This window comes from Mycobacterium vicinigordonae (assembly GCF_013466425.1).
Classification (GTDB): Bacteria; Actinomycetota; Actinomycetes; order Mycobacteriales; family Mycobacteriaceae; genus Mycobacterium; species Mycobacterium vicinigordonae.
In genome coordinates this window covers 1,401,834-1,423,772 of the sequence record NZ_CP059165.1, presented here as the reverse complement: position 1 = coordinate 1,423,772, position 21,939 = coordinate 1,401,834, and the positions used below count along the sequence as shown (strand labels likewise).

The 21,939-nt window shown below is 66.7% G+C and carries 16 protein-coding genes; 4 read left to right on the top strand and 12 right to left on the bottom strand.

What is annotated here, in order from left to right; genetic code table 11:
- Positions 1-10 precede the first annotated feature (10 nt).
- The 3 genes from H0P51_RS06285 to H0P51_RS06275 form a co-directional block, all read right to left on the bottom strand.
- Entirely contained in the window at positions 11-4,495 is a 4,485-nt protein-coding gene (locus tag H0P51_RS06285; RefSeq protein ID WP_246398432.1) for a type I polyketide synthase, read from the bottom strand.
- Positions 4,492-4,767, bottom strand: a complete 276-nt coding sequence (locus tag H0P51_RS06280; RefSeq protein WP_180917129.1) for an acyl carrier protein — start codon at positions 4,765-4,767, stop codon at positions 4,492-4,494. The genes H0P51_RS06285 and H0P51_RS06280 overlap by 4 nt, the downstream gene beginning before the upstream one ends.
- 772 nt (positions 4,768-5,539) lie before the next feature.
- Complete coding sequence (locus tag H0P51_RS06275; protein WP_180917128.1) at positions 5,540-6,229, bottom strand: cation efflux transmembrane domain-containing protein; 690 nt, start codon at positions 6,227-6,229, stop codon at positions 5,540-5,542.
- Between the two features lie 161 nt (positions 6,230-6,390).
- Between H0P51_RS06275 and H0P51_RS06270 the strand changes: the two genes are divergently transcribed.
- Together H0P51_RS06270 and H0P51_RS06265 are read left to right on the top strand one after the other, a co-directional pair.
- Positions 6,391-7,602 carry a CoA transferase gene (locus tag H0P51_RS06270; RefSeq protein ID WP_180917127.1) on the top strand — a complete coding sequence of 404 codons (1,212 nt, stop codon included), beginning with the start codon at positions 6,391-6,393 and terminating at the stop codon, positions 7,600-7,602.
- Between the two features lie 237 nt (positions 7,603-7,839).
- A complete protein-coding gene (locus H0P51_RS06265) occupies positions 7,840-10,092 on the top strand; it encodes a SulP family inorganic anion transporter (protein WP_180917126.1) in 2,253 nt (750 codons plus the stop codon).
- A gap of 12 nt (positions 10,093-10,104) precedes the next feature.
- Here H0P51_RS06265 and H0P51_RS06260 read toward each other — a convergent pair whose 3' ends face one another.
- The 6 genes from H0P51_RS06260 to H0P51_RS06235 all read right to left on the bottom strand — a co-directional run bounded on the left by H0P51_RS06260 (position 10,105) and on the right by H0P51_RS06235 (position 16,535).
- Positions 10,105-10,545: a response regulator gene (locus tag H0P51_RS06260; protein ID WP_180917125.1), complete on the bottom strand. Its 441-nt coding sequence runs from the start codon at positions 10,543-10,545 to the stop codon at positions 10,105-10,107.
- Positions 10,542-12,104 (bottom strand): sensor histidine kinase, encoded by a 1,563-nt coding sequence (locus H0P51_RS06255; RefSeq protein WP_180918776.1) that lies wholly within the window; start codon positions 12,102-12,104, stop codon positions 10,542-10,544. Before H0P51_RS06255 ends, H0P51_RS06260 begins: the two co-directional genes overlap by 4 nt.
- 74 nt (positions 12,105-12,178) lie before the next feature.
- A complete protein-coding gene (locus H0P51_RS06250; RefSeq protein ID WP_246398726.1) occupies positions 12,179-13,321 on the bottom strand; it encodes a PP2C family protein-serine/threonine phosphatase in 1,143 nt (380 codons plus the stop codon).
- Positions 13,322-13,621: 300 nt separating this feature from the next.
- Positions 13,622-14,791, bottom strand: coding sequence for an acyl-CoA dehydrogenase (locus H0P51_RS06245; protein WP_180917123.1), 1,170 nt, complete (start codon positions 14,789-14,791; stop codon positions 13,622-13,624).
- Positions 14,792-14,806: 15 nt separating this feature from the next.
- Positions 14,807-15,328, bottom strand: coding sequence for a 5-(carboxyamino)imidazole ribonucleotide mutase (gene purE, locus H0P51_RS06240; RefSeq protein WP_180917122.1), 522 nt, complete (start codon positions 15,326-15,328; stop codon positions 14,807-14,809).
- Positions 15,321-16,535, bottom strand: coding sequence for a 5-(carboxyamino)imidazole ribonucleotide synthase (locus H0P51_RS06235; protein WP_180917121.1), 1,215 nt, complete (start codon positions 16,533-16,535; stop codon positions 15,321-15,323). Before H0P51_RS06235 ends, purE begins: the two co-directional genes overlap by 8 nt.
- A gap of 99 nt (positions 16,536-16,634) precedes the next feature.
- On the opposite strand from H0P51_RS06235, the gene H0P51_RS06230 reads away from it, so the two are divergent.
- Positions 16,635-17,294, top strand: coding sequence for a GtrA family protein (locus tag H0P51_RS06230; RefSeq protein ID WP_180917120.1), 660 nt, complete (start codon positions 16,635-16,637; stop codon positions 17,292-17,294).
- On the opposite strand, the gene H0P51_RS06225 is transcribed toward H0P51_RS06230, so the two are convergent.
- The 3 genes from H0P51_RS06225 to H0P51_RS06215 are packed head-to-tail and all read right to left on the bottom strand — an operon-like array spanning position 17,249 to position 20,220.
- Entirely contained in the window at positions 17,249-17,767 is a 519-nt protein-coding gene (locus tag H0P51_RS06225; protein WP_180917119.1) for a PH domain-containing protein, read from the bottom strand. The genes H0P51_RS06230 and H0P51_RS06225 overlap by 46 nt on opposite strands.
- 26 nt (positions 17,768-17,793) lie before the next feature.
- Positions 17,794-18,627, bottom strand: a complete 834-nt coding sequence (locus H0P51_RS06220; RefSeq protein ID WP_180917118.1) for a biotin--[acetyl-CoA-carboxylase] ligase — start codon at positions 18,625-18,627, stop codon at positions 17,794-17,796.
- A gap of 9 nt (positions 18,628-18,636) precedes the next feature.
- Positions 18,637-20,220, bottom strand: coding sequence for an FAD-binding protein (locus tag H0P51_RS06215; RefSeq protein WP_180917117.1), 1,584 nt, complete (start codon positions 20,218-20,220; stop codon positions 18,637-18,639).
- Between the two features lie 64 nt (positions 20,221-20,284).
- Here H0P51_RS06215 and H0P51_RS06210 point away from each other — a divergent pair, with 64 nt between their 5' ends.
- Positions 20,285-21,934, top strand: coding sequence for an acyl-CoA carboxylase subunit beta (locus H0P51_RS06210; protein WP_180917116.1), 1,650 nt, complete (start codon positions 20,285-20,287; stop codon positions 21,932-21,934).
- The last annotated feature ends 5 nt before the right edge of the window (positions 21,935-21,939 follow it).

Below are 21,939 nucleotides of genomic sequence, written 5' to 3'. Positions count from 1 at the left end.
TGTTCTTCTCCTATGCGATTGCCCGGTCAGACAGATTGCGGTACTCGCGGGCCAGCGCCGCGACCGTGCTGTCGATCTGTTCGAAGCTGTGCGACGCGGTGACGAAGAAGCGCAGCCGCGCCTCGTCGTCGGGCACCGCCGGGTACATGATGGGGTCGACGTTGATCCCTGCCTCTCGCAGCCGGCTCGCCAGTGCCAGGCAGCGTGCCGAATCTCCGACCACGAACGGCACGATCGGGGTGTCCTTGCTCAGCCCGAACGACAAGCCGTGGAAGGTGAACGCCGACCGCATGTAGTCGGCGTTGGCGTGCAATGCCGCAACCCGCTCGGGCTCGGCCGCCAGGATCTCGATCGACGCCAGCGCGGCAGCCGCGGACGCTGGTGGCAATCCGCAGCTGTAGACGAAGCCGGGCAGGCTGTAGCGGAGGTACTCGACCAGCTCACCCGAACCGGCGAGGTAGCCCCCGCAACTCGACAACGACTTGGACAGGGTGCCCATCCAGATGTCGACCTGCGAGCGGTCCACCCCGAAGTACTCGCTGACACCGCCCCCACCGGCGCCGAGCACGCCGATGGAATGCGCCTCGTCGACCATCAACATGGCGTCGTGCTCCTTGGCCACCTCGATGAACGCCGGCAGGTCGGCGATGTCGCCGTCCATGCTGTAGGCGCCCTCGATCACCACCAGGGCGCGCCGGTAGCGGTCGCGCACGTTGGACAGCAGCTCCCGCAGGTGGCCGGCGTCGTTGTGGCGGAAGGGCCGTCGGACCGCGCCGGAGAGATGGCAGCCCTGCATGATGCTGTCGTGGGCCAGCGCGTCCGGCAGCACGATGTCCGCCTCGCCGAGCAGGTGACCGATCGCGGTCACGTTCGTGGAGTGACCGCCCACCAGCGTCACCGCGTCCGCGACGCCGATCAACCTGGCGATGGCAGCTTCCAGTTCCCGGTGCAGCGGCTTCTCGCCGGAGAGCAACCTGCTGGCCGAGACCGAGGTCCCGTAGCGTTCGATGGCCTGTTGGGCACTGCGGCTCACCCGAGGGTCTCCCGACAGCCCGAGATAGTTGTAACTCGAATAGTTGACCAGCACCCGATCGCCGATCTGGGTGGTGTCGTTGACCACCCGCTCGTGCAGGGTCCAGTACGGGTTCTCGATGCCGGCGTCCCGGAACGCCGACAAGCGTGTGCTCAGGGCCTGCCACTCCGGGAACTCCGCGATTCCGTGCTGCCGGGCAACCGCTGGCGGTTTTCGATCCGCGGCGGCCGCCGCCGCGGATACTTGCCGATCCCCCGCCCAGGCGAGCACCGTCGCCACGGTCAGGTCGGCCGGATTGAACTCCTGCACCGCGAGATCGGGGTGCTGCCCGCGCAACTTGTTTAACAACGCGGTAAGCATCAGCGAGTCGAATCCGAGATCGCCGACCAGCAACTGTTCTGGCGCCAGGTCACTCACGTCGTAGGAACCGATCTCGGCGATCGTCGCCAACACGTCGGCCGAACTCGACGCGTGCGCCGCGCGAACCGGGGCCTGCGCCGCAGCGCTGCCGGTGCCGGTGCCGGTGCCGGTGCCCTCTAGATGCTTGGCGATAACGGCCGTCTGTTCACGCCACAGCGCGATGAGCTCTTGCACGACTGTGTCTTTCGTATCGGTGGCAAGTTCTGTCCGCGCGGCCGGGAATGGGTTCGCCGAATCTGCCGCTGCTCCGTCCGCCGACTCAGAAGTCACGACCGACACTGACGCGGCGGCATCATCCCGGCCATTCTTCAACGGCCACAACGTCTTGGCGGGCAGGGGAAGCGCCGATAGGAGTGCGCCCCTGCGCTTTCCCGGGCCGGGTAAGGCCACCCGGACGCCGAGCGCGCGCAACCGGGCCAACAGCAGATTCGCCGCGTGCCGTGGGTCGGCGCCGAAGTCGCCGGCCGGCACCAGCCTCTCCCGCGGCACACCGGAATCACGAACTAGATTCAACAGTGTTGTCCCCGCTCCAATTTCGACGAACACCGTACGGGTAGCGCCGACCGCGCCGATCGCATCGGCAAATCGCACCGACAGCAGCGCGTGCTCACGCCACGACTGGCGAATGTCATTGGCGTCGGTGTATCGACGGCCGTGCAGGCAGGAGAAGAAAGCCGCTCGGGGGTCCTGCAGAACCAGGGCGTCGACGTGTTCGGCTATCCGCGCATTGGCGGGCGCAAGCAGTGGGCTGTGGAAGGGGTGCGAGACATCGAGCTCTTTGTGAGCCACCTGGGCCAAGCCGAGTCGTTTTGCTGCGCGGGCGATTCCGTCCGCTGTACCCGCTACCACGGTCTGTTCGGGCGAGTTGACGTTGACGATCCAGACCGAGCTGTTGCCCTCCAAAGCTTCCCGCACCGTTGCCTCGTCGGCACGGCAGGCCAGCATGCCGCCGCGCGGAATGTCCGCCTCGGCGATCGCCTGGCCTCGGCGCGCGGCGAAGCGCACCGCCGCTTGCGGCGTCACGACTCCGGCCACCGCTGCGGCGGCAAATTCACCGACGCTGTGTCCCAGCACTACATCGGGATCGATGCCGGCAGCCTGCAACTGCCCGGCGAGTGCCAGCTGGGTGACCAGCAACGCCGGCTGGCAGCGCTGAGTCTCGGCCAGCGCCGCCGCCGACCCGGCATCGGGTTCGGCCGGGTACATCGCCTCAAGCAGGCCGGGGCACTCCGCGCAACCTGCCAGCTCTTCGACGACCCGCGAGAATTCCGGATCGGAGTTGCGCAATGTCGCTGCGTCACTGACCTTTTGGGATCCTTGGCCACCGAACAGGAAGCACAGCTGCAGCGCCTGCGCGTCGGGTTCGGTGTCCCGGTACCAGAGGGCTTCGCCGATCTCATGGGGCACGGGACGCTCGGATCGCAGGACGCTCAGCGCCTTTCGCAGCTGACTGCGCAGCCCGGCCACCGAGGTTGCCACCGCCAACAATTCGGCGCCCCGTTCGGCTCGCCGGGTGAGGGTGGCCGCGACACCGGCCAGATCCGCATCGTCGTCTTCGAGGTCCCGCAGCAGGCACTGGCACCGGAATGCGACCTCGTCGACGTTACGTCCCCGCACGGGCACGATGTAGCTCGTCGTTGCCGCACTCGCCGCCACAGGCTCGGCCTGCAGCAGCGCGTGCACATTGGTGCCGCCGAATCCGAACGCGCTGACCGCGGCGACGTGCGGCCGATCGAAGTCGGGCAACCGGAGCGGTTCGCGGGGTATCACGATGCCCCGATCGCCGAGCCGCAGTTCGGGGCGTTCTTCGCGCAGATGCGGGTGGGGTGGGACGACGCCGTGCCGCAACACCAGCACAGCCTTGATGAGTCCGATCACTCCCGCGGCTGACATCGCGTGGCCCACATTGGCCTTGGCGCTGCCGAGATAGCGGGGTGATTCCTGCCTCGGCGGCAGGCAGGCGCTCAACGATTCGACTTCCACGGCGTCGCCGACCACCGTGGCGGTGCCGTGCGCTTCGATGTAGTCGACGTCGGCCGCGGCAAGCCCCGAATCGGCCAGGGCCGCTTGCACCGCGGCACACTGTCCGTCCACCTGCGGTTCCATCACACCCGCGCCGGCACCGTCGGTGGTGCAGCCGACCCCGCGCAGCCAGGCATAGACCTCGGCATTTTCGGGGACCGCGTCCTGTCGCGTCAGCACCACCACGCCCACGCCTTCGCCGAGCACGAAACCGTCTGCGCTGCTATCGAACGGGGCGCACACGCCTGTCTTGGACACGGCGCCGATCTTCGAGAAGAGGATTAGTCCGTCGGGTACTAGGTTCACGTGCACCCCGGCGACCACGGCGGTGTCGCACTGGCCGGCACGCAGCGCAACCGCCGCGCTGTACAAGGCGACTAGCGATGACGCGCAGGCGGCGTCCATCGCCATCGACGGTCCCCGCAGATTGAAGCTGCGACTGATCGCCGCGGCCGCCATGTTGAGCAACGAACCGGGCATGGTGAACGCCCGCACCGGGGGCACCGCTTCGGCCAGACAGTCGAGGTCGGTGTCGGTGCCCGCCCCGAATGCGCCCCCGGCGAACTGCCGTACCCGCAATGGGGCTGTCATCAGCTCCCGGAAGTCGCTGGCCGAAATGCCAACGTAAACACCAACTTTCCGAGAGGCCAGCTGACGATCACCCAACCCGGCGTCGTCGAGTGCCGCCCGGGTGGCCGTCAGCAGGATGCGGTGCTGCGGATCCATCACCTCCGCTTGGCGCGGCGAGATGCCGAAAGGCAGCGGATCGAACTCCTGGATTCCACTCACGGTGGCCATCACGTCGCTATAAGCGGAATTGGGGGTGCGGCCCGCCGGGTCGAAGAACGGCTCGTGGTCCCACCGATCCCGCGGAACCGTGTCGAATGCAGACTCCGCCGCCATCAACATCTGCCAAAAGGACTTCACGTCGGCGGCGCCGGGGACGTTGCACGCCATACCCACCACAGCCAATCGCGCACCAGAGGGTTTGTCCGCCAGCGCTTCTGAAGTGGGATTCAAATCCGGCTCGCTGTGGTTTCGACAACGGCCTGGTGCACCTTCGCGACCAGGTCCGCGACTGTCTCGACCCCGATCAGCGACCGCGGCGGTAACGAAATAGCCGCCGTCTCCTCCAGATATGCGAGAAGTTCCAGAGTCTGGACCGAGCTGTAGCCGAGGTCGGCGATTTCGAGATCTGGCGTAACTTCGGGCAGCGCTTCGGTGGCCACGGAAAGAAGGCCGTTCTTCACGAGCTCCAGCTCGCTCTCAAAGTGTGTCAGTAACTCCGTCATCTGAATCCCTCCCATTTTGAAGAACATTCATTTCGTAGAAACCGCCGCTACTTTGAGCAGCAGTCACCGCTGAATTCATTGACCGACGGTCTGTCGACGCACGGCGACAACAAGACGCACATCGCCGATCCTGCAGATCTTCGGAAGGCGAAGACCCGTGCAGTTGCACGGGCTCATATCGACCAAATCGTCAGCGGCACAACATGTGATAGGCCGAACAGCTCATCCCCCGCATGATGCCATTGGCCGTTCTCCGGGCGCAGCAAAGTCCTTTCGTCAGATTCGACACGAACCGGGAATTCACACCTGTGAGCTTCGCCAGTGGGTGTTCACAATGGGCTGTGAGCGGCGGACGACAATGTCACCGGCTCATTGTCTGCGGGCTCAGCCGATCGGCACCGGGCTGACCTGGGCAATCCGTTCAACTGTCATGAAATACACCACTTCTGCATACCTCCCCCTTGCTCTACCCTTACTACACGTACTAGGCGTTCGATGCGAGGAGGAATGCCTGGTCTCAGCTGATTGCCAGGTGATTCACAAACCCAGCTCTGGCGCGAGCCTGTTTGCCGTGCAATGGGTTTGAACTTCAGTGGCGCTGCATAACAGCGGCCCGGGCCGGTGCGCCCCGAATGCTGGACGCGCCAGCAGGTCGCCGCCGAGCACCTGTCGGCAGCAAGTTCTAAGGATGGAGAACAGCGGGCAGGCAGCGAGTGAACAGCACATTGGCGGCAATCGAAATTGTGTCTCCAGCCGCAGTCAGCAGCCGCAGTCAGCAGCCGCAGTCCAGGCCACGCCAGGCTCGGAATCCCTGCCACACCGCAACAGCGGCGATCGCGAGCCCGACGGCCGGGTCCACCCACCAGGCGCCGGACCAGGTCGCTGTGACGGCAAGGCCGACCAGGACCCCCGCGGCCTGGGCGGCACACAGGTAGTTCTGCGTGCCCTCGCCTTTGGTGGCCCCGGAGCCCAATCGCGCGCCCAGATTGTGTTTGACCCAACCCAGCGTCGGCATCAACACCAACGCCAGCGCCGTCAACGCAATACCGATCGTCGACGTCTCTGCGTGCTGGCCCTCGAAGAGGTGCCGGACCGACTCGGCCGCGATATACGGGGCGGTCAGCCAGAACGACACCGCGACACCGATCTGCGCGCGCCGCTCGGCCTTCTGGCAGTGCGTGCGCGAACCGCTGAACCGCCAGATCACCATCGCACTGGCCAGGCCCTCGGGCACGCTGCCCAGCGCCCACCCGGTCAGGGCGATCGACCCAACCGCCAGGCCCTGCCACAGACCAACGACGCCCTCGCACAGCATCACCGCCAGGCTCACCCAGGCCAACCGATGAGCCAGTCTCGCGTGGCGCTGCCAGGCGGGATCTCGCGTCGGAGGCCCGTGGCGGGCGACGGTTCCGTCGCAGCAGGCGTTGGCTTCAATAAGACCGGGGTTAGTCGCCGGTTGCATCCCACGATGCTAGATGCGAGCCGCCGAAGACGCCCGCAACGCGGCTCGCCGGCCGCGGACACGGTTTGATGACAGCGCCTGCGACCGCGTCGTTACTCTGTCGAAGCATGTACGTCACGCCTGACCCCCAACGGCGAGACAGACGAGGAGAAGCGCGGCCGATGACGGACAACCACCCCAAACCGCTCGACGGATTCCGGGTACTCGACTTCACCCAGAACGTCGCCGGACCGCTGGCCGGACAGATAATGGCCGACCTGGGCGCCGAGGTCGTCAAGATCGAGGCGCCCGGCGGGGAGCAGGCCCGGCGGCTCACCTCGGTGTTGCCCGGCCGCCCGCCGCTGGCCACCTACTTCCTGCCGAACAACCGCGGCAAGAAGTCGGTGACCGTCGACCTCACCGACGCCGCGGCCAAGCAGCAGATCCTCCAGCTCGCCGACACCGCCGACGTCGTGCTGGAAGGCTTCCGGCCCGGCGTCATGGAGCGGATGGGCCTGGGCCCCGACGAGCTGCGGGCGCGCAATCCCCGCCTGATCTACGCCCGCCTCAGCGCGTACGGCGGCAACGGACCGCACGGCGCGCGACCCGGTGTCGACCTGATGGTCGCGGTCGAGGCCGGCATGAGCACCGGGATGCCCACGCCCAGCGGCAAACCGCAGATCATCCCCTTTCAGCTGGTAGACAACGCCAGCGGGCACGTGCTGGCACAGGCGGTGCTCGCCGCGCTGCTCAACCGCGAGCGCCACGGCGTCGGCGACCTGGTCCAGGTCGCTATGTACGACGTCGCGGTGGGCCTGCAGGCCAATCAGCTGACCATTCATCTGAACAAGCTCGCCACCAAAGCCGAACCGGCCAACGAGCCGGTCAGCAAACCGGCCAACGAACCTGGCAAGAAGCGCAAGAGCGTCGGCTTCGCCACCCAGCCGTCGGACGCGTTCCGCGCGTCCGACGGGTACCTCATCATCAGCGCGTACGTGCCGAAGCATTGGACGAAACTGTGCCAGACCATCGGCCGGCCCGACCTGATCGACGACCAGCGCTTTGCCGACCAACGCTCCCGGGCGATTAACTATGCGGAGCTGACCGACGAACTCGAGTCGGCGCTGGCCGCTAAGAGCGCCGCCGAATGGGTCGATTTGCTGCAGGAGGGCGGGCTGATGGCATGCCTGGCCTACAGCTGGAAGCAGGTCGTGGACACCCCGCTGTTCGCCGAGAACAACCTTGCGCTGGAAGTGGGCGCCGACGATCCCGAGATCGGGTCCGTCACCGTCATCCGCACGCCGGCTCGCTACACCACCTTCGACGCCACCGTCGCCGAACCGCCACCGGCTCCGGGCCAACACAACGACTTATATCTCACCGGGCTTTCTTAAATTCACGCACCAGAGTTCGTGGTTTTTCTTTGAATTGCCGATGAATCGTCGCGCCGCCGGCCGAATGGCTGATACGCGCAGGGATATTTGGTGATACGCCGGTAATCGGGCTCATATGTTTGCTGGTCGCAAATATGTTTTGCCCGCTCCCGATGCCTGGTGGACAGCCGGTCAACAGATCGCGTTCACGCCGGACCTGTAAGGGTCGTCAGCCGTAACCCGGCCACGAGGAGTCGCATGAGCAGCACTGCCATCGCCGAGGCGCCCGCGTCTCGCAAGATCCTGCCGAACCTGCGCTACGACGTTCCGGCCTCGCTGGTGGTCTTCCTGGTGGCGCTGCCCCTGTCGCTGGGCATCGCCATAGCCTCCAACGCGCCGCTGATGGCCGGGCTGATCGCCGCGGTCGTGGGTGGCATCATCGCCGGCGCGGTCGGCGGTTCAGTGCTGCAGGTTAGTGGCCCGGCCGCCGGTCTCACCGTGGTGGTGGCCGGGCTGATCAATCAGTTCGGCTGGGAGATGACGTGCTTGATCACCGTGTGCGCGGGCGGCGTGCAGATCCTGCTGGGCCTGGTCCGGGTGGCACGCGCCGCACTCGCCGTTGCCCCGGTGGTGGTACACGCCATGCTGGCCGGCATCGGCGTCACCATCATGCTGCAGCAGATCCACGTGCTGATGGGCGGCTCCTCACGCAGCTCGGCGTGGGAGAACATCAAGGCGCTTCCCGACGGCATCATGAATCACGAACTGCACGAGGTGATTGTGGGTGGCACGGTCATCGCGATCCTGGTGCTGTGGTCGAAGCTACCGACGCGTATCCGCTTCATCCCGGGCGCGCTGGTAGCGATCGTGGTGGCCACCGTGCTGTCGCTGCTGGTGAATTTGCAGGTGGACCGGATCAACCTGTCGGGCAATTTCTTCGACGCAATCGGGCTTCCGCACCTGCCACCGATGTCCCCCAGCGGTCACCCGTGGCTCGCCGAGATCGGCGCGGTCGCCCTCGGCGTGCTCACGGTGGCGCTGATCGCCAGCGTCGAATCCCTGCTGTCCGCGGTCGGCATCGACAAAATGCACACCGGCCCGCGCACCAACTTCAACCGGGAGATGATCGGGCAGGGCAGCGCCAACGTGGCGTCCGGATTGCTGGGCGGGCTCCCGGTCACCGGCGTCATCGTGCGTAGCTCCACCAACGTTGCCGCAGGCGCGCGCACCAGGACGTCGGCAGTGCTGCACGGGGTGTGGATCCTGCTGTTCGCCTCGCTGCTGACCAGCCTGGTGGAGTTGATCCCCAAGGCGGCGCTGGCCGGGCTACTCATCGTCATCGGAATCCAGCTGATCAAGCTGGCCCACATCCAGGTGGCCGTGCGCACCGGCAACTTCTTCATCTACGCCATCACCATCGTCTGCGTGGTCTTCCTCAACCTGCTCGAAGGCGTCGCCATCGGGCTGGCCGTCGCGATCGCCTTCCTGCTGATCCGGGTGATTCAGGCGCCCATCGAGGCCAAGCCGATCGGCGAGGAGTCCAAGCACTGGCGCGTCGACATCGATGGCACCCTCAGCTTTCTGCTGCTGCCTCGACTGACCAACGTGCTCTCCATGCTGCCGCCCGGCTGCGAGGTGACGCTGAACCTGAACGCGGACTACATCGACCACTCGATCTCCGAGGCCATCTCCGACTGGAAGACCGCCCACGAGGCCACAGGCGGATCGGTGACCATCGTCGAGACCTCACCGGCCAACCTGGTGAGCGCCCACAGCAGCCCGCCCAGACGCCACTTCCTCTCCCGCTCCCTGCGCGAAGCTCCCTGGCCGTCGCGCCGCGATAACACCGGCGACCGGACCGACGCATCGATTCTGGACGGCGTCCAGCACTATCACCGCAACGGCAACCTGCACCACCACGTCCCCGAACTGGTGGATTCACCCAACCCGGACACCGTCTTCTTGACCTGTGCCGACTCACGGATCCTGCCGGACACCATCACCGCCAGCCGACCCGGCGACCTCTACATCGTGCGCAACGTCGGCAACCTGGTGCCCGTCGACCCCGCTGAGCACTCCGTGGACGCCGCCCTGGACTTTGCGGTCAACCAGCTCGGCGTGAGTTCGGTTGTGGTGTGCGGACATTCATCGTGCCGGGCGATGCAGGCACTGCTCGACGGGACCGTCGACGACCCCGCCAGCCCGATCGCGCAGTGGCTCGAGCACGCCAGCGAGAGCGTGGCAGCCTATCGAAACAACCACGAGGCGCGAGTGAGCTGCACCTCGAACGGGTTCCGCTTCAGCGACGTCGACCAGCTGGCGATCGTCAACGTCGCCTTGCAAGTCGACCGGCTGAGCCGGCACCCGGTCCTGGCGGACGCGGTGGAATCCGGCGCCGTGCAGGTGGTCGGCATCTTCTTCGACTTCGCCACGGTGCATGTGCACGTGGTGGATCGGCACGGAATCGTGCACGCCTCGGCACCCGCTGCCGAAGCGGCTCCCGTGCACTGACGCCCGGCGACTTTAGCTGGGTGGCAGCCGCACGACCTGGAGGAAAAACTCGTCGATCTGACGGACCGCGTTCATGAACTGATCCAGGTCCACCGGTTTGGTGACGTAGGCGTTGGCATGCAGCTTGTAGCTCTTGAGGATGTCCTCCTCGGCCGATGACGTGGTCAGCACCACGACCGGGATACGGCACAGCTCGGGGTCCGACTTGATCTTCTGCAGCAGGTGCCGGCCGTCGTACTTCGGCAGATTCAGGTCCAGCAGGATCAGGTCCGGACGCGGCGCGTGCTCGTACGCGCCGCGCTTGTAGAGGTAGTTCAGGCCCTCCTCGCCGTCGTGCGCGACGTGCAGCCTGTTCTTCAGCTTGTTGTGCTCGAACGCTTCCCGGGTGATCAGCTCGTCGCCGGGGTCGTCCTCGACCAACAGGATGTCAATCGCGCGACCGGGTGATGTCATTCGTGTGCTCCTTCGGAAGTGACCAAGTCGTGCTGGGCTACCCCACTGCGCCCCCCGATGGGTTCAGCGTTGAGCTCGGCGACAGGCAAAGTGAACTCGAACCGTGTCCCATCGGTGTACGAGGTGTCGATCCACACGGTGCCCCCGTGGTGCTCGACGATCTTCTTGCACATCGCAAGACCGAGACCCGTTCCACCATAGGCGTCGCGACCGTGCAGGCGCTGGAAGATGATGAACACCTTGTCAACGAACTCCTCGGCGATACCGATGCCGTTATCGGAGACGCTGAAAACCCAGTGATCCGCCCGAGATCCGGTACCGCTTCGGAAATCGATCGCGACCCTGGGCGGGACGTTCTCGCGGTGAAACTTCACGGCATTGCCAATCAGGTTCTGCCACAACACCACTAGCAACGTCGGGTCACCGTTGACCTGCGGCAGCCGCTGGGCGGGCCGGACGATCTCGGCTCCCGACTCCTCAATGGCCACGGTCAGGTTGGCCACCGCCGAATCCAATGCCGTGTCGAGTTCGACCGCGGTGTACTTGGTGTTCAGCCGGCCAACCCGGGAGAAGCTGAGCAGGTCGTTGATCAGCACTTGCATGCGCTTGGCGCCGTCGACCGCGAAGTCGATGTACTCCACCCCACGGTCGTCGAGCTTGTCCCGGTATCGGCGCTCGAGCAACGTGCAGAAGGAGGCCACCTTGCGCAGTGGCTCCTGCAGGTCGTGCGACGCGACATAGGCGAATTGCTCGAGTTCGGCATTCGAACGCCGCAGATCGGCCGCCTGCTCGTCGAGTTGCGACTGTGCCGCCTGCGATGCCTCCAGCGCCTGCACGATCCGCTGACGCATGCCCTCCACGTCGTAGGCGATGCCCCGGATGTCCGAGGGCCGACGAGGCAGCTCGATCACATCGCCGAAGTGGCCTTCGGTGACCTGTCGGCAGGACGCCGCCAGCGACGCCAACGGACGCGACACCGCCCGGTTGGTCAGCAATCCCAGCACCGCAGCCGTCACGAAGAACGTCAGCACCATCGAACCCAGCACCCGGTCGCGCCAGTCGTTCATGCGCTGCAGGTCGTTGGCAGCCTGATCGCGTGCCGCGGTCAAATGCGCGGTCTGGGTGTCGAAAAGCGAGCGCAGCCGGTCGAACAGCTCCTTGCCGTGCGAGGTCAGGTCGGCGTTTTTGGTGGCAGCGGCGTTGTTAGCGTTCACTGCGCCGATCACCGGTTCGGCGTAGGTCTTCCGCCAGTCCCGCGCGACTGCCTCGATCGCGTCCACATCCGCCATGAGTTCGCCATGCCGGCCAACCAGCTGGCGAATCGTGGCAGCGGCGTCCTGTTCGGCTCGTTGACCGTCGTAGTACGGCTTGAGGAACTGCGGGTCAAAGCTAAGCAGGTAGCCGCGGATACCGGTTTCCTGGTCGCGCAGCGCGGCCTGCAGCTGGGAAGCTGCCACCCTGGACGGCTGCACGCCGTCTCGCAGCTCACGCGATACCTCGTCGGCGTGGTTCAGCAACAACGCCCCCACCACCGCACCAGCGAGCACCAGCACGCCCATCACGGACAGCACCAGGGCCTGCCAGCCGCGTACGGTGAGCTGCTTTTTGGGCAGCGTTCCCGACGCGTCAGTCCTCACGAGGTGCGCTCCACGCGTACCACGGCGATGTCATCGCTGAGCCCACCCATGCCCCTGGCCAGTTCCTCGGCGCCGTCGATGATTGCGTCAACGAATTCCGGCCCGGGCGACTCCGCGTGCCGCCGCGCCAGGTCGAGCAAACCGGCCTCACCGAGCCGGCGGCCGCTGATCCCCGCGTAACCCTCGAACAGGCCATCTGTGAGCAGCAACAACCCGTGCCCCGGCGGCAGCTCCACCTGATGCTGTGGCCAGCCCGCGCAGCGCAGACCCAAAGCCGGGCCATAGGGCGGTTCGATCCACTCCACCGATCCCGGCCCGTGCAGCAGCATGCCCGGGTGGCCGGCCCGGACGGCGGTGATCGGGCCACCGCCGGGCGGTATCGCCAGGCTCAACACGGTGGCGAACACGCCGTTCTCAGCGCGCTCGGCATGCAGCACCCGCTCCAGCTGCCGCATCTGATCGCCGCCATGCACACCGGCGAAAGTGAGTGTGCGCCAAGCGATCCGCAGCGCAGCTCCCAGCGCCGCCTCGTCCGGGCCGTGTCCGGCGACATCGCCGATCAGCACGTGGGTGACCCGGTCCGGGGTCTGCACGACGTCGTAGAAGTCGCCGCAGAGCAACGCGTTCTCGCGGCTGGGCCGGTACCGGGCGACGATGTCGACACCCGGGTTGTCCAGCAACAGCGGCGAGGGCAACAGGCCGCGTTCGAGCAGTGCGTTCTCTCGCGCCCGCAACTGGCTGGCGTGCAGGTCCGCGGCGATCAGCTCGGCACGCTTGCGCTCGATCGCGTACAGCAGCGCCCGGCGCAGCATCTCCGGCTCCACCCGGCCCTTGACCAGGTAGTCCTGCGCACCGGCCGCGACCGCGGACGCCCCGAAGAACTCGTCGTTGAGTCCGGTCAGTACGACAATCGGAACGGTGGCGTCGCTGCGCAGAATCCGGTCCAGAGCGTCGATTCCGTTGGCGTCGGGCAGATTCAGATCCAGCAGCACGCAATCGGGCCGCGCGGTGGCCAGCTCGCGTTCGGCGTGCGCCATCGACTGCGCCCACACCACCTCGATGTCGGCGACTGCGTCGGCGATCAGCTCCTCGACGAGCACCGCGTCAGCGCGGTCGTCCTCGACCAGCAGCAGTGACAAGGCTTGCCATGTCGAAACCGGTGCGATCGAACTTTGCACCATCAAGTCCTCGCCACACGTTCAAGTGCACGCGAAGCCACGCTTTTCACCTCATCGCCCCCTGGGCAGTGGGAATACGTCTGGATGGACGAAGGCGCGCAGGCATGCGGCCGGCCCGCCGAACACAGGCCCTGCGTTTTGTCCTGCCACCCCGACTGGCTGCTCAATCGCGTGGACTTGTTCGTCTGCTGGATAGTAGGTGGTTGCGCTGGCGTTTTCCCCTGGTTCGCGAAACTACATACGTACTGTTTACGGGAAAACTCAGCGCAGCAGCGCCCGCGACATCACGACCCGCTGAATCTGGTTGGTGCCTTCGTAAATCTGAGTGATCTTGGCGTCGCGCATCATCCGTTCGACCGGGAAGTCGACGGTGTAGCCAGCGCCACCGAACAGCTGCACAGCGTCGGTGGTGACCTCCATGGCCACATCAGAGGCCAGACACTTCGACGCGGCGGAGATGAAGCCCAGGTTGCCCTCGCCGCGCTCGGCGCGGGCGGCCGCCGTGTAGACCATCAACCGGGCGGACTCCACCTTCATCGCCATGTCGGCGATCATGAACTGCACCGCCTGGAAACTGCTGATCGACTCACCGAACTGCTTGCGGTCCTTGGTGTATGCGATCGCCGCGTCCAGGGCGCCCTGCGCAATCCCAACCGCCTGCGCGCCGATGGTCGGACGGGTGTGGTCGAGGGTGGCCAGCGCCGTCTTGAAGCCGGTACCGGGGTCTCCGATGATGCGGTCGCCGGGCACCCGACAGTTCTCGAAGTACAACTCGGTGGTGGGTGAGCCCTTGATGCCCAGCTTGCGCTCCTTGGGCCCGACGACAAAGCCCTCGTCGTCCTTGTGCACCATGAACGCCGAGATTCCGTTCGCCCCCTTGTCGGGGTCGGTCACCGCCATCACCGTGTACCAACTCGACTTGCCGCCGTTGGTGATCCAACACTTGGTGCCGTTGAGGATCCAGTCGTCGCCGTCGGCCTTGGCCCGGGTCCGCATCGATCCGGCATCGCTGCCGGCTTCGCGCTCGCTCAGCGCGTAGGAGGCCATGGCGGTGCCGTCGGCGATCGACGGCAACACCTGCTTCTTGAGTTCGTCGGAGCCGCGCAGGATCAGGCCCATGGTGCCCAGCTTGTTGACCGCGGGAATCAGCGAGGCGGACGCGTCGACCCGGGCGACCTCCTCGATGACGATGCATGCCGCCACCGAGTCGGCACCCTGGCCGCCGTAGTCCTCGGGCACGTGGACGGCGTTGAAACCCGAGGCGTTCAGCGCGTCCAGCGCCTCCTGCGGGAACCGCGAATTCTCGTCGACGTCGGCGGCGTGCGGGGCGATCTCCTTCTCCGCCAGCGCCCGGATCGCGGCGCGCAATTCCTGGTGTTCCTCGGGAAGTTGGAACAAATCGAATGACGGGTTTCCGGCCCATCCAGCCATCTCTCGGCCTCCTTGCTAGTCGGCGCCTAACTTACTCGCTCGCTGCTGCAACGCCGCATCCTTGGCTTGCACGCTGCGCGCCAGCTCATCCTGAAACGCGACAATGCGCGCTCGCAGCTGTGGGTCCGACGATCCCAGCATGCGCACGGCCAGCAGTCCCGCGTTGCGCGCGCCGCCGATCGACACCGTGGCCACCGGAACACCGGCCGGCATCTGCACGATCGACAGCAGCGAATCCAGGCCGTCCAGGCGCGCCAGCGGCACCGGCACCCCAATCACCGGCAGCGGTGTGGCCGAGGCGACCATGCCGGGCAGGTGAGCCGCTCCCCCCGCGCCAGCGATGATCACCTCAAGGCCGCGCCCCGCGGCGTCGCGGGCATAGTCGAACATCACCCCGGGGGTGCGGTGCGCCGAGACAACCCGGACCTCGTGCGGGATATCGAACTCGGCCAGCGCGGCGGCCGCATCAGCCATCACCGACCAGTCGCTGTCGCTGCCCATGATCACGCCAACGCGTGGGCTATCAGCGTTAACCATGTGGATCCCATCCATCCGTCCATTGCGCGTGGGACAACCAGTGTGCCGCCAACTCGGCACGATTGCGCAGCTCGGCCAGGCCGGTACCGCCGGTGCCGAGGAAGTTCACATGCCCGACCTTGCGACCGGGCCACTCGGCCTTGCCGTAGAGATGGACCTTCGCATCGGGCATCCGGGCGAACAGGTGGTGCAGCCGTTCGTCCACGCTCATCGACGGCGGCTGCGCCGCGCCCAACACGTTGGCCATCACCGTCACCGGCACGATCGCGTCGGTGTCGCCCAGGGGATAGTCCAGCACCGCACGCAGGTGCTGCTCGAACTGGCTGGTCCGGGATCCGTCCATGGTCCAGTGCCCGGAATTGTGCGGGCGCATGGCGAGTTCGTTGACCAGCAACGTGCCATCGGTGGTCTCGAACAACTCGACGGCGAGCACCCCGACCACACCCAGCTCACCAGCGAGCCGCAGCGCCAGCTGTGCAGCGTCGGCGGCCGCGTCCTGCGTCAGGTCCGGTGCCGGCGCGATCACCTGCACGCAGATCCCGTCCCGTTGCACGGTCTCCACCACCGGCCAGGCCGCGCCCTGGCCGAACGGCGAGCGGGCCACCAGCGCCGACAACTCCCGGCGCAGCCCTACCCGTTCCTCGACGAGCACGGGCACCCCGTCGGCGAGGTACTGGGCAGCGACCTGCCCAGCGTGGGCGAGGTCACGCGCCATTGTCACGCCGCGGCCGTCGTAGCCCCCGCGGGCGGCCTTGACCACCAGCGCACCACCGGTTTGCCGCGCGAACGCCTCAAGCTCGCCGAGTCCCTCGACAGTCTCGATACCCAGCCAGCGGGGCACCGGTGCGTCCAGCGCCATCAGCTTCTGCCGCATCAGCAGCTTGTCCTGGGCGTGCATCAGGGCTTGGGGGGGCGGGGCAACATTGACGCCCTCGGCGACCAGCTTGTTCAGCAGCTCGGTGGGCACGTGCTCGTGGTCGAAGGTCAGCGCGGCGGCCCCGGCCGCCACCCGGCGCAGGTCCTCGAGATCGGTGTGAGAACCGATCACCACGTCGGGGCTCACCTGGGCCGCCGGCTCGTCACCGGTGTTAGCCAGAACACGCAGGGTTTGACCGAGGGCGATAGCGGCCTGATGCGTCATGCGGGCAAGCTGACCACCGCCCACCATCGCCACCAGCGGGGTACGGGGACTCGGCACGGCCATCATGGTGTCACGGTGCCTGACCGGCGTGTTTACCGGCCGTTCTACCAAATCGTTATGTATCATTTTGCGTCGGTTTCGAGATCGTCCGTAGACTGGCGTGCTGTGTCCTTTGCCGATGCCACGATTGCGCGCCTCCCGGGGGTAATTCAGCCCTTTGCGATGCGCCACCATGAACTGATCAAATTCGCCATCGTCGGCGGCACCACTTTCATCATCGACTCGGCAATTTTCTACACGCTCAAGCTCACCATTCTCGAATCCAAGCCGGTCACCGCCAAGGTGATCGCCGGGATCGTCGCGGTCATCGCGTCCTACATCTTGAACCGGGAGTGGAGCTTCCGGAACCGCGGGGGCCGCGAGCGCCACCACGAGGCGCTGCTGTTCTTCGCATTCAGCGGCGTCGGGGTGCTGTTGAGTATGGCCCCGCTGTGGTTCTCCAGCTACGTGCTGCAGCTGCGGGTGCCCAACGTGTCGCTGACGGTGGAGAATCTCGCGGACTTCCTATCGGCGTACATCATCGGCAACCTGCTGCAAATGGCGTTCCGGTTCTGGGCCTTCCGGCGCTGGGTGTTCCCGGACGCGTTCGCGCGCGACCCGGACCGGGCGCTGGAATCGGCGCTTACCGCCGGCGGCATCGCCGAGGTCTTCGAGGACCAGATCGAAGGCGGCAACGTCACGCTGCTGCGCGCATGGCGCAACAAGCGCAAGGCGCAGGCTCAGCTGGGCGACTCTTCGGAGCCCAGCGTGTCGAAAACTTCGTGATACAGCAGCGCGTGCACCTCGCGTAACCGCGGGATGTCGTGAAATTCCAGCGGGTCCTGCGACGCCGACTCGATGATCAGCGTTCCGGTCCGGAAGATCCGCTCGAAAATCCGATCCCGGAATTCCACGCTGTTGATCCGCGCCACCGGGATGTCGATGCCACTGCGGGTCAGCACGCCGTGCCGATACATAATCCGCCGGTTCGTCACCACGAAGTGGGTGGTCAGCCAGGTCAGGAACGGCCACACCGTCAGCCAGGCGACGATGACCAGCCAGATGCCCCAGATAACGCCGAACAAAATTTTCTTGGTGAGCGGCTGCCATTGGCTGCCGTCGATCACCCCGCTGCCCAGCGCGGCCAGCCCCGTCAACAGGATCAGCGCAAGGACCGGCAGGATCAGCCGCTTCCAATGCGGATGCCGATGCAACACGACCTTCTCGCCAGCGGCCAGGGCGTTGTCCGGATAGCTCATATCCGCGACCCTATCGCCCGGCCTGGCTACCGCAAATGCACCACGTCGCCGGCGGCCACCACCACGGTCTGGCCCGACTTGTCGGCGTCGTTGTCCCAGGTCTCCAGGCACAGCCGGCCCTGCTCGTCGACGTCGCGCGCGATGCCGACGACGTCGCTTCCGCCCGGCAGTTCGGCGCGCACCCGCGAGCCCAGGGTCAGGCTGCGGGCCCGGTAGTCGTTGGCCAACGCGGCCCAGCCGTCGTCGGCGCCGCGCCACGCTTTGATGCGCTCGCCGAGTTCGCGCAGCAGCCGACGCACCAACAGGTCCCGGTCGGGTGTCTGGACTCCCTCGTCGCGCAGCGAGGTGGCCCCGGGCCCGTCGACGTCACGGGGCGCCTCGGCGACGTTGAGCCCGATGCCGACCACCGCGAACGGCTGGGACACCTCGGACAGGATCCCGGCCAGCTTGCGCATCGAGTTGGAGGCTCCGGCGAGCACGTCGTTAGGCCATTTGAGGCACGGTTCTACCGGGGTCTCGCCGGCTACCGCGTCGACCACCGCCAGGCCGGTGGCCAGCGACAGCCAGCCCCAGCCGGCGGTCGGCACGTCGTCCACCCGCACCCCGACCGACAGGGTGAGCTGCGCGCCCGGCGACGCCAGCCAGGTGCGGCCGTGACGCCCGCGACCGGCCGTCTGGTGCTCGGCGATCAACACCGCGCCGTCGATGTCCTCCCCCGACGAGGCGCGGGCCAACAGGTCGGCGTTGGTGGATCCGGTCTGGGCGACGACGTCGAGTCGGCGCCAGTAGGAAGGCTCGCCGAGCACCTCGACGCGCAGCGCGGCCTCGTCGAGGGGCGTTGATTGGTCGCGGTCGGTCATCGGGCTAGCTTAGGAGGCGCCGGCCGCCCGGCCGAGCATGTCCCGTACCGCCAGGTGGCTGAACAGCATGCTGGTGCCGATCGGGTTGCCCCCACCGGGATAGGCCAGCCCGCTCGGCGCGGCCATGGTGTTGCCGGCGGCGTAGAGGCCGGGGATCGGCCGCCCGGACGCGTCGAGCACCCGGGCGGCGGCGTCGGTGCGCAACCCGCCCTTGGTGCCCAGATCCGAGATGCCAAATGCGGCAGCGTGATAGGGCGGCTTGTCGATCGGAACCAGCGGCGAGGCGCCGCCGGAGAACGCGCGGTCGAACGCCTCGTCTCCGCGGCCGAAATCGTCGTCCCGGCCAGCGGCGGCGAACTCGTTGAACCGCGCGACCGTCGCCGTCAGCGCGGCCGCGGGTACCCCGATTAGGGTGGCGAGTTCCTCGAGCGTGTCGGCCGTGTGCCACAGTCCGGCGTCGACATATTTCTGCGTTTCGACGATGGGCACGTTGGCGGCCTTGACCGGCGGCACTTCGCCTTCGCGGTCGTCGTAGATCATCCAGTACGGCAACGTGACCGACCCGTCCCGCAGCCGGGCGATGATTTCGCGGCCCGCGCGGTCGTAGGCCCGGGATTCGTTGACGAAACGGTTGCCGTCCTGGTTGACGAAGATGCCGCCGGTAAACCACAGCGCGAACGCCGAGCGTCCGTCGGGATGCGTCATGCCCGGCGACCACCACGCCTGGTCCAACAGGTCGGTGTCAGCGCCGGCAGCGATACCCGCCTGTAGTGCCTGGCCGAGACTGCCCGGCCCGCCCATTGTGTCGCGGGCGACGCCGGGCACCCCGTACCGGCGGCGCAGTTCGTCGTTGTTCTCGAAACCGCCGGCGGCCAACAGGACGCCGAGCCGGGTCCGGATTGCCGTGCGCTCACCGTTGCGCTCGACGACGGCGCCGTGCACCCTGCCGTCTACGACGACGAGGTCGACCAGGGCGGTGTCGCGGCGCAGCGTCGCGTTCGGGTACTGCCCGATCGCCGTCAGGAACCTCGCGATCAGCGCGCGGCCACCGATGTAGTAGTCGGGAGGTGTCGGAGCGCCGAGCCGGTCGGTGTCCAGCGGCCCACGGATGGCGTCGCGTAGCTCGGGGGCCGCGGCCACCTTCAGGGGCTTGGCAGCGATGTGGCGCCGGCCGTCGAGCCGCGCCTTGGGCGCCTTGCCGTAGTAGTCGGGCCAGGGCAGCGGCACAAACTTCAGGTGCGGATCCTGCTCAAGGTACTCGATCAGCGGTGCACCGCCGCGCACGTAAGTCTCCTGCAGTTCGCGCGGGGTCCGGTCGCCGACCACTGCGTGGTAGTAGGTCAGCGCGTCGTCGATGGTGTCCTCGACACCGTCCCAGCTGCCGGCCCGCTGCAGCACCGGGTTGCACGGGAACCACACCCCGCCTCCGCCGGAGTAGGCGGTGGTGCCGCCGAACTTGTCGGTCGCCTCGACGAGCAACACGTCCAGGCCCTCGCGAGCGGCGGTGTAAGCGCCGGTGACGCCGCCGCCGCCGGAACCGGCAACCAGAACGTCATACTCCTGCGAGAAGTCCAGCGCGCCGTCGTCGCCCATCACCGGAGACTACTTAAGGGCTGCCTAAGGACGGGGCAGGGGGCTGCCGATAACATCGTCTCCCATGACAAGCGTTACCGACCAGTCTTCCCATACGGCTGAGCCCGCAGCCGAGCACGTCATCGATATCCACACCACCGCCGGCAAGCTGGCCGAACTGCACAAGCGTCGCGAAGAGTCGCTGCACCCAGTCGGTGAAGCCGCTGTGGACAAAGTGCACGCCAAGGGCAAACTCACCGCGCGCGAACGCATCACCGCGCTATTGGACGAGGATTCCTTCGTCGAACTCGACGCCCTGGCCAAGCACCGCAGCAAAAACTTCGGCCTGGAGGCCAACCGTCCGGTGGGCGACGGCGTGGTCACCGGCTACGGCACCATCGACGGACGCGACGTCTGCATCTTCAGCCAGGACGCCACCGTCTTCGGCGGCAGCCTGGGCGAGGTGTACGGCGAGAAGATCGTTAAGGTCCAGGAGCTGGCGATCAAGACCGGCCGACCACTGATCGGCATCAACGATGGAGCCGGCGCCCGCATTCAGGAGGGTGTGGTCTCCCTCGGCCTGTACAGCCGCATTTTCCGCAACAACATCCTGGCATCGGGTGTGATCCCGCAGATCTCGCTGATCATGGGCGCCGCCGCGGGTGGGCACGTCTACTCCCCCGCCCTGACCGACTTCGTCATCATGGTCGACCAGACCAGCCAGATGTTCATCACCGGACCCGACGTCATCAAGACCGTCACCGGCGAAGACGTCACCATGGAGGAACTTGGTGGCGCCCACACCCATATGGCCAAGTCCGGCACGCTGCACTACGTAGCGTCCGGCGAGCAGGACGCCTTCGACTACGTCCGCGACCTGCTGAGCTACCTGCCGCCGAACAACGCCACCGACGCGCCCCGCGAGCCGGCGCCACTGCCGGTCGGCCCCATCGAGGACAACCTCACCGACGAGGACCTGGAGCTGGACACGCTGATCCCGGACTCGCCCAATCAGCCCTATGACATGCACGAGGTGATCGTCCGCATCCTCGACGACGACGAGTTCCTCGAAGTCCAGGCCGGCTACGCGCAGAACATCATCGTCGGATTCGGGAGAGTGGACGGTAGACCAGTAGGCATTGTCGCCAACCAGCCCACCCAGTTCGCCGGTTGCCTCGACATCAACGCCTCCGAGAAGGCCGCCCGGTTCGTCCGGACCTGCGACTGCTTCAACATCCCGATTGTGATGCTGGTCGACGTTCCCGGCTTCCTGCCCGGCACCGGCCAGGAATACAACGGCATCATCCGCCGCGGCGCCAAGCTGCTCTACGCCTACGGCGAGGCAACCGTCCCCAAGATCACGGTCATCACCCGCAAGGCCTACGGCGGCGCCTACTGCGTGATGGGGTCCAAGGACATGGGCTGCGACGTCAACCTGGCCTGGCCGACTGCGCAGATCGCGGTGATGGGCGCCTCCGGCGCGGTCGGTTTCGTCTACCGCGGCAAGCTCAAGGAGGCGGCTCAGGCGGGCGAGGACGTGGACGCGCTGCGCCTGCAGTTGCAGCAGGAGTACGAGGACACGCTGGTGAACCCGTACATCGCGGCCGAGCGCGGCTATGTCGACGCGGTGATCCCGCCGTCGCACACGCGCGGCTACATCGGCACGGCGCTGCGGCTGCTGGAACGCAAGATCGCGCAGTTGCCGCCAAAGAAGCATGGGAACATCCCCCTATGAGCGCC

Coding starts and splice junctions, on each gene's coding strand:
- H0P51_RS06280 (WP_180917129.1), bottom strand. CDS start 4,767: ATGACGGAGTTACTGACACACTTTGAGAGCGAGCTGGAGCTCGTGAAG.
- H0P51_RS06275 (WP_180917128.1), bottom strand. CDS start 6,229: ATGCAACCGGCGACTAACCCCGGTCTTATTGAAGCCAACGCCTGCTGC.
- H0P51_RS06270 (WP_180917127.1), top strand. CDS start 6,391: ATGACGGACAACCACCCCAAACCGCTCGACGGATTCCGGGTACTCGAC.
- H0P51_RS06265 (WP_180917126.1), top strand. CDS start 7,840: ATGAGCAGCACTGCCATCGCCGAGGCGCCCGCGTCTCGCAAGATCCTG.
- H0P51_RS06260 (WP_180917125.1), bottom strand. CDS start 10,545: ATGACATCACCCGGTCGCGCGATTGACATCCTGTTGGTCGAGGACGAC.
- H0P51_RS06255 (WP_180918776.1), bottom strand. CDS start 12,104: ATGGGCGTGCTGGTGCTCGCTGGTGCGGTGGTGGGGGCGTTGTTGCTG.
- H0P51_RS06245 (WP_180917123.1), bottom strand. CDS start 14,791: ATGGCTGGATGGGCCGGAAACCCGTCATTCGATTTGTTCCAACTTCCC.
- purE (WP_180917122.1), bottom strand. CDS start 15,328: ATGGTTAACGCTGATAGCCCACGCGTTGGCGTGATCATGGGCAGCGAC.
- H0P51_RS06235 (WP_180917121.1), bottom strand. CDS start 16,535: ATGATGGCCGTGCCGAGTCCCCGTACCCCGCTGGTGGCGATGGTGGGC.
- H0P51_RS06225 (WP_180917119.1), bottom strand. CDS start 17,767: ATGAGCTATCCGGACAACGCCCTGGCCGCTGGCGAGAAGGTCGTGTTG.
- H0P51_RS06220 (WP_180917118.1), bottom strand. CDS start 18,627: ATGACCGACCGCGACCAATCAACGCCCCTCGACGAGGCCGCGCTGCGC.
- H0P51_RS06215 (WP_180917117.1), bottom strand. CDS start 20,220: ATGGGCGACGACGGCGCGCTGGACTTCTCGCAGGAGTATGACGTTCTG.
- H0P51_RS06210 (WP_180917116.1), top strand. CDS start 20,285: ATGACAAGCGTTACCGACCAGTCTTCCCATACGGCTGAGCCCGCAGCC.